At 61.5% G+C, this 6,824-nt stretch carries 6 protein-coding genes; 3 read left to right on the forward strand and 3 right to left on the reverse strand.

The features are described 5' to 3' along the window. Window positions 1-16: 16 nt before the first annotated feature. Window positions 17-946 carry an ornithine carbamoyltransferase gene (gene argF / locus SB822_RS51515; protein WP_090838715.1) on the reverse strand — a complete coding sequence of 310 codons (930 nt, stop codon included), beginning with the start codon at window positions 944-946 and terminating at the stop codon, window positions 17-19. Window positions 947-1,409: 463 nt separating this feature from the next. On the opposite strand from argF, the gene SB822_RS51520 reads away from it, so the two are divergent. After that, window positions 1,410-1,739, forward strand: a complete 330-nt coding sequence (locus SB822_RS51520; RefSeq protein ID WP_007578855.1) for a DUF3579 domain-containing protein — start codon at window positions 1,410-1,412, stop codon at window positions 1,737-1,739. Between the two features lie 200 nt (window positions 1,740-1,939). On the opposite strand, the gene rpsT is transcribed toward SB822_RS51520, so the two are convergent. Further along, entirely contained in the window at window positions 1,940-2,218 is a 279-nt protein-coding gene (gene rpsT / locus SB822_RS51525; protein WP_007578853.1) for a 30S ribosomal protein S20, read from the reverse strand. 492 nt (window positions 2,219-2,710) lie between these two features. Here rpsT and murJ point away from each other — a divergent pair, with 492 nt between their 5' ends. Both murJ and SB822_RS51535 read left to right on the forward strand, forming a co-directional pair. Then, on the forward strand, window positions 2,711-4,261 hold the full coding sequence (murJ, locus tag SB822_RS51530) for a murein biosynthesis integral membrane protein MurJ (RefSeq protein ID WP_090838717.1): 1,551 nt from the start codon (window positions 2,711-2,713) through the stop codon (window positions 4,259-4,261). A 5-nt stretch (window positions 4,262-4,266) separates the two neighbouring features. Further along, entirely contained in the window at window positions 4,267-5,109 is an 843-nt protein-coding gene (locus tag SB822_RS51535; protein ID WP_090838721.1) for a SirB1 family protein, read from the forward strand. Window positions 5,110-5,248: 139 nt separating this feature from the next. Here the strand turns inward: SB822_RS51535 and SB822_RS51540 are convergent, their stop codons facing one another. Then, window positions 5,249-6,007 carry a 3-hydroxyacyl-CoA dehydrogenase gene (locus tag SB822_RS51540; protein ID WP_007578847.1) on the reverse strand — a complete coding sequence of 253 codons (759 nt, stop codon included), beginning with the start codon at window positions 6,005-6,007 and terminating at the stop codon, window positions 5,249-5,251. Between the last annotated feature and the right edge of the window lie 817 nt (window positions 6,008-6,824).

Consider the following 6,824-nt stretch of genomic DNA (forward strand, 5'->3'; position numbering starts at 1 on the left):
CTGCTTGTCGGAAAGCTTAGTGATTCAGCTTGCCGAGCAGCAGGAATTCCATCAGCGCCTTTTGCACGTGCAGACGGTTTTCCGCTTCGTCCCACACGACGCTCTGCGGCCCGTCGATCACCTCCGCGCTCACTTCTTCGCCGCGATGCGCGGGCAAACAGTGCATGAAGAGGGCGTCCTTGTTCGCGCGCGACATCATGTCGGCATCGACGCACCAGTCCGCGAACGCCTTCTTGCGTGCCTCGTTTTCCGCTTCGAAGCCCATGCTGGTCCAGACGTCGGTGGTGACGAGGTCGGCGCCCTTGCAGGCTTCGTTCGGATCGTCGAATTCTTCGTAGAACGGCGCGCTTTCGGCCGCGACCAGTGCGCGGTCGAGCTTGTAGCCCGGCGGCGTGGAGAGGCGCAGCTTGAAGCCGAGAATCTGCGCGGCTTCGATCCATGTGTACAGCATGTTGTTCGCGTCGCCGACCCACGCGACCGTCTTGTCGCGAATCGGCCCGCGATGTTCGTAGAACGTGAAGATGTCGGCCAGCACCTGGCACGGATGAAATTCGTTCGTCAGACCGTTGATGACGGGCACGCGCGAATTTTCCGCAAAGCGCTGAATGATGTCCTGGCCGAACGTGCGGATCATGATGATGTCGACCATCCGCGAGATGACCTGCGCTGCGTCTTCGATCGGCTCGCCGCGGCCGAGCTGCGTGTCGCGCGTGCTCATGAAGACGGCGTGACCGCCCAGCTGGAAGATGCCCGCTTCGAACGACAGGCGCGTGCGCGTCGAGTTCTTCTCGAAGATCATCGCGAGCGTGCGGTCGTGCAGCGGATGATACGTCTCGTAGTTCTTGAACTTGCGCTTCAGGATGCGCGCGCGTTCGAGCACGTACTCGTAGTCATCCAGCGAGAAATCGTTGAACTGCAGATAGTGGCGGATTTTCTTGGCGGTCATGAAACAAATACGGCGGATTCAGCCGGGCGAAATTGCCGGACTGGGCCGCCGTTGTTTGTGGTAACTCAGTCCAGCATAAAGGATTTTGAATGTTTTGACGAGTCAGCCAGACGGCGTGTCCCAGTTATCGGAAGCTGCAAAGGACTGTTCCAGGGCGCTTGGGTGCGGTGCGGAAAAACCCTCGCTGCGCTATAATCTCGGAGTTTTCTCAAAGCCCCGCGGGCAGGCTCCACGCTTGCAGGACACGGCTTTCGCGCACTCGCTGGCGTACCTGGTATGCGTCGCGCAGTGTGCTTTCATGGCTGCTGCCCAAGGTGCCCTCGCTGGCTTTCCGCGACGAACGAACATCAGGCTTACTGCTAGTTCGCGTGATCGCGAAACGTATTTCGACAGCGTTTTCTGGCAACATCCTTCGCGGGCTCTTTACCGGCAGATCGCTGGGCAGTCACTCAGGGTTTCGTACATGGCCGACACACCCCCAACCGAATATTTCATTCAAGGCATCACGTCGAATGGGCGAAAGTTTCGTCCAAGCGACTGGTCGGAGCGGCTGGCAGGCGTGATGTCGTGTTACGGTCCGGGCGCGAGAGGGCCGAATGCCCGCCTTCAGTATTCTCATTACGTTCGCCCTACGCTGATCGGCGACGTGAAGGTCGTGATTGTGGATTCGCGGTTGCGGGACATCGAGCCGATGGCGTTCGACTTCGTGATGAACTTCGCGAAAGACAACGATCTGCTCGTGACCGAGGCTTGCGAGCTTCCGCCGGAGCATGAAGCGCGCAAATCTTCGTAGCGCTGGGCGCCGCGTTTCGCGGCATCGGCAGGGAGGTGAACGCAATGGAACCCGCATCGGCGGGTTTTTTTGTGTCCGCGTTTGTGTTCGGGCGCGTCGGCGATTGCGCGCAGAAAACAAAAAAGCCCGCAAAAGCGGGCTTTCATGACGCAGCGGAAACAGGAAGCGGCTCGCGTGAGCGAGCCACCGGATTCGTAAATTTACTGCGCTGCGGGCGCTTGCAGACCCTTGACGGCTGCAGCGAGGCGGCTCTTATGGCGAGCTGCCTTGTTCTTGTGAACAATTTTCTTGTCGGCAATGATGTCCAGCGTCTTTGCCGATGCCTTGAAGATTTCAGCGGCTTGCGCTGCGTCGCCGGCTTCGATTGCCTTGCGGACAGCCTTGACAGCCGTGCGGTACTTCGAGCGCAGCGCCGAGTTGTGCGAGTTTGCCTTGGCGGCTTGTCGGGCGCGCTTGCGTGCTTGTGCGGTGTTAGCCATGACGGTTCCTTATCCTGTTCCTGTTTCCAGTGCCCGCTTTCATACGAAGGCAGGCGCTGCTTTTATCGAACCCCTGAGAGCGATTGCTCAAGGGCGCAAAAAATAGACAAACGACTGAGAACTACTTGAAATCCCGCTCGTTCCGGCTCGGATTGCCCTGAATTTGAACAAGGCAGGCGAGGCAAAAGGCTGAGCGAGCTTCGAAACCGGTGATTATAGCAACAAAATCAGGCACGTGGCAACCGCGCGGCGTGCCGGCCTTCCAGGCGAGTCCGCGCGAGGCGGCGCGGCGGGCGCGCATTTGCGTTGGCGCAGCGGTGCGAAGGCAAGGCATTGCGTACACGTGGGACCCGTCGGGCGAGACATTTCCCCACAAATTCGTCGTCAAATCGAACGTCTCTGCTGCAAATCGGTCCCAAACGCTTCGAATTGCCACGAATCATGCCCCTGACATGCTGACCGCCCTGGACGCACCCGTATAATAAGCGCCCCATGAATCTATTCCGTGCCCTGCTGACGGTCAGCGGTTTCACGTTGCTTTCGCGCGTGACCGGACTGGCCCGCGAGACCCTGATCGCCCGCGCATTCGGGGCGAGCCAATACACCGACGCGTTCTACGTCGCGTTCCGCATTCCGAACCTGCTGCGCCGCATTTCCGCGGAGGGCGCGTTTTCGCAGGCCTTCGTGCCGATCCTCGCCGAGTTCAAGAACCAGCAAGGCCACGACGCGACGAAGGCGCTGGTCGACGCGACCTCGACCGTGCTCGCCTGGGCGCTCGCCGTGCTGTCGCTGCTCGGCGTGGCAGGCGCGACCTGGGTCGTGCTGGTGGTCGCATCCGGCCTGCGCAGCGACGGCCAGGCCTTCACGCTCGCCGTGTCGATGACACGGATCATGTTCCCTTACATCGTGTTCATCTCGCTGACGTCGCTGGCGTCGGGCGTGCTGAATACATACAAGAACTTTTCTTTGCCCGCGTTCGCGCCCGTGCTGCTGAACGTCGCGTTCATCATCGCGGCCGTGTTCGTCGCGCCGCTAATGAAAGTGCCTGTGTACGCGCTCGCGTGGGCGGTGATCGCGGGCGGCATCGCGCAGTTCATCGTGCAGTTGCCGGGGCTCAAGAAGATCGACATGATCCCGCGCATCGGGCTCAATCCGCTCAAGGCGCTTGCGCATCGCGGCGTCAAACGCGTGCTCGCGAAAATGCTGCCGGCGATGTTCGCAGTCTCCGTCGCGCAGATCAGCTTGATCATCAACACGAACATCGCGTCGCACATCGGGCCGGGCGCCGTGTCGTGGATCAACTACGCCGACCGTCTGATGGAATTCCCGACGGCGCTACTCGGCGTCGCGCTCGGCACGATCCTGCTGCCGAGCCTGTCGAAAGCGCACGTCGACGCCGACGCGCACGAATACTCGTCGCTGCTCGACTGGGGCTTGCGCGTGACGTTCCTGCTCGCCGCGCCGAGCGCCGTCGCGCTGTTCTTCTTCGCCGAGCCGCTCACGGCGACGCTGTTCCACTACGGCAAGTTCGACGGTAATGCCGTCGTGATGGTGGGGCGCGCGCTGGCCGCGTACGGCATCGGGCTGATCGGCATCATCCTGATCAAGATTCTCGCGCCTGGCTTCTACGCGAAGCAGGACATCAAGACGCCCGTGAAAATCGGCGTCGGCGTGCTGATCGTCACGCAGTTGAGCAACTACGTGTTCGTGCCGATCTTCTCGCACGCAGGGCTGACGCTGTCGATCGGGCTTGGCGCCTGTGTCAACGCGCTGTGTCTGTTCATCGGTTTGCGGCGGCGCGGCATCTATATGCCGTCACGGGGCTGGTCGGTGTTTTTCGTGCAACTGGTCGGCGCGTGCCTCGTGCTCGCGGGCGTGATGCACTGGTTCGCCATCAGCTTCGACTGGATCGGCATGCACGCCGAGCCGTTGCGGCGCATGGTGTTGCTTGCAGCGTGCCTCGTGCTGTTCGCGGCGTTATATTTCGGTATGCTTTGGGCGATGGGCTTCAAATACGCGTATTTCAGAAGGCGAGCGAAGTGATCACGATGACCCGGGTTCTCGACTATTTCAGCGCGCTTGTTGCCGAGGACGATGGCCTTCCACTGACGGAAGCGGCGCTCTCGCTCGCGCAAGACGCCTATCCCGACCTCGATCTGCAAGCGGTGCTCGCGGAGATCGACGAGCTCACATTGCGCGTCAAACGCCGCATTCCCGACGACGCCGACATCCAGCAACGCGTCGGCATTCTGAACCGCTACTTCTTCCGCGAGCTGGGTTTCGCAGCGAACGTCAACGACTACTACGACCCGGACAACAGCCATCTGAACATGGTGCTCAAGCGCCGGCGCGGCATTCCGATCTCGCTGGCGGTGCTGTATCTGGAGATGGCGTCGCAGGTGGATATTCCCGTGCGCGGCGTATCGTTCCCGGGGCACTTCCTGCTGCGCATCACGCTGCCCGAAGGCGACGCGATGATCGATCCGACCACGGGTCATCCGCTGTCGGAAGCGGAGATGGTCGAGATGCTCGAGCCTTATGTGGCGAAGGCGGGGGAATCGGTGAGCCGCGCTCTGCGCATGCTGCTGCAACCGGCGACGCGCCGCGAGATCATCGCGCGCATGCTGCGCAACCTGAAGGCGACGTATCTGCAAACCGAGCGCTGGCAGCGGCTGCTTGCCGTGCAGCAGCGTCTCGTGATCCTGCTGCCGGAGAGCATCGAGGAAGTGCGCGATCGCGGCTTCGCGTATGCGCGGCTCGATTACCTGCGGCCTGCGCTCGAAGATCTCGAACGCTATCTCGGCGACCGCCCGGATGCGGACGACGCGATCGTCGTCGAATCGCAATTGCACGAGTTGCGGCAGCGCACGCAACATGACGATCACGACTGACGCGCGTTCGAGTCGCTGCTTCAGACAAAAACGCCTGCGTAGTTTGAATACGCAGGCGTTTTTCATTTCAGCGGCATGCCTTCGCGCGACGCGACGTAACGCGCGGCAGACGCGTTCACTTCGGCGCTTACTTCGGCGCTTACTTCGGCTGCATGCGGATCGCGCCGTCCAGACGGATCACTTCGCCGTTGAGCATCGGGTTATCGAAGATCTGCTTGACGAGCATCGCGTACTCGTTCGGTTTGCCGAGGCGCGGCGGGAACGGCACCATCGCGCCGAGCGCGTCCTGCACTTCCTGCGGCATGCCGAGCAGCATCGGCGTTTCGAAGATGCCCGGCGCAATCGTCATCACGCGGATCGCGCTGCGCGACAGGTCGCGCGCGATCGGCAGCGTCATGCCCGCGACGCCCGCCTTCGACGCCGCATACGCGGCCTGGCCGATCTGTCCGTCGAATGCCGCGACGGACGCCGTATTGACGATCACGCCGCGCTCGCCGAGCGCATTCGGTTCGAGCTTCGCCATCTCCGCGGCCGCGAGGCGAATCATGTTGAATGTGCCGACGAGGTTGATCGACACCGTGCGCGCGAACGAGTGCAGCGGATGCGGGCCGTCCTTGCCGACCGTCTTCATCGCCGGCGCGACACCCGCGCAATTGACGAGCCCACGCAGCGCGCCGAGCTTTGTCGCGGCTTCGACGGCGAGCACGGCATCGTCTTCGCGGCTCACGTCGCACTTGACGAACACGCCGCCCAGTTCCTGCGCGAGCGCCGTGCCCGTTTCATGGTTCAGATCCGCGAGCACGACCTTGCCGCCGTTCTGCGCGAACAGACGCGCCGTCGCGGCGCCCAGACCGGACGCGCCGCCCGTGACCAGAAACACGTTGTCCTTGATGTCCATGTCTTCTCCTTGATGGATGCGTTGATCGCGTGATTGGAATAGTTGTCGCTCAACGATTTTAACGGCTCGCTCTCGCGCGTCAAACCGCGCAAGCGGTTGGTGTATTGGCTTTTTCTTGTGCTGGCATCCGCGTGGCGCCTACGCGGCACAGGTCGTTTTTCGCTGGCATCCGCGATATGCCTTCGTGCTTCAGGCGTTGCCCCTGTGCGGGGCGGCACTTACTTTCTTTGCCGCCGCAAAGAAAGTAAGCAAAGAAAGCGGGCTAACACCGCCAGTGCTAGTTAATGCCTGAGGGCCCCCAACGGTTCCTATCCTTCACACGGCGACTTCTCAGTTCCCGCTCGTTGCCAACGCCGCGAATCAACGCCTCACCCGCTTCAATCACCCGTAGAGCAAACAGCGGCAGCGAATGGTTTGTGCCGCCCAGGTGGCAAACTGTGTGTAGGTCGTGGCACTTCACGCGTTGGCGCTCCTACGACACCGATCGTGCTTTTCAGTCCGGAGCGATGCGTGTGTGCCGCGAAAGCCTACACAAAGTTTGCCGATATAGAACGCGTGCAAATTGATCGCGCATGCAGCGACGCGGGAGCGTGAAGCGGGTGATGCGTTAATTCGAAGCGTTGGCAGCGGGCATCGAGAAGAATGCTGTCGCGAACAGGACGGGGCCGTAGGGGGCCCGTGGGCAGGGAGAAGGGTTGGCGGTGTGAGCGGCTTTCTTTTGCCTACTTTTCTTTGCCGCGGCGTAACTATTCAGCGGTAACCAGAGGCGAAACGACGAATCCGGCAAAGCCCAATGCCAGCGCATCGATCAGCGAAC

The organism is Paraburkholderia sp. SIMBA_054, from assembly GCF_046534875.1.
GTDB classification, from domain to species: Bacteria; Pseudomonadota; Gammaproteobacteria; order Burkholderiales; family Burkholderiaceae; genus Paraburkholderia; species Paraburkholderia hospita.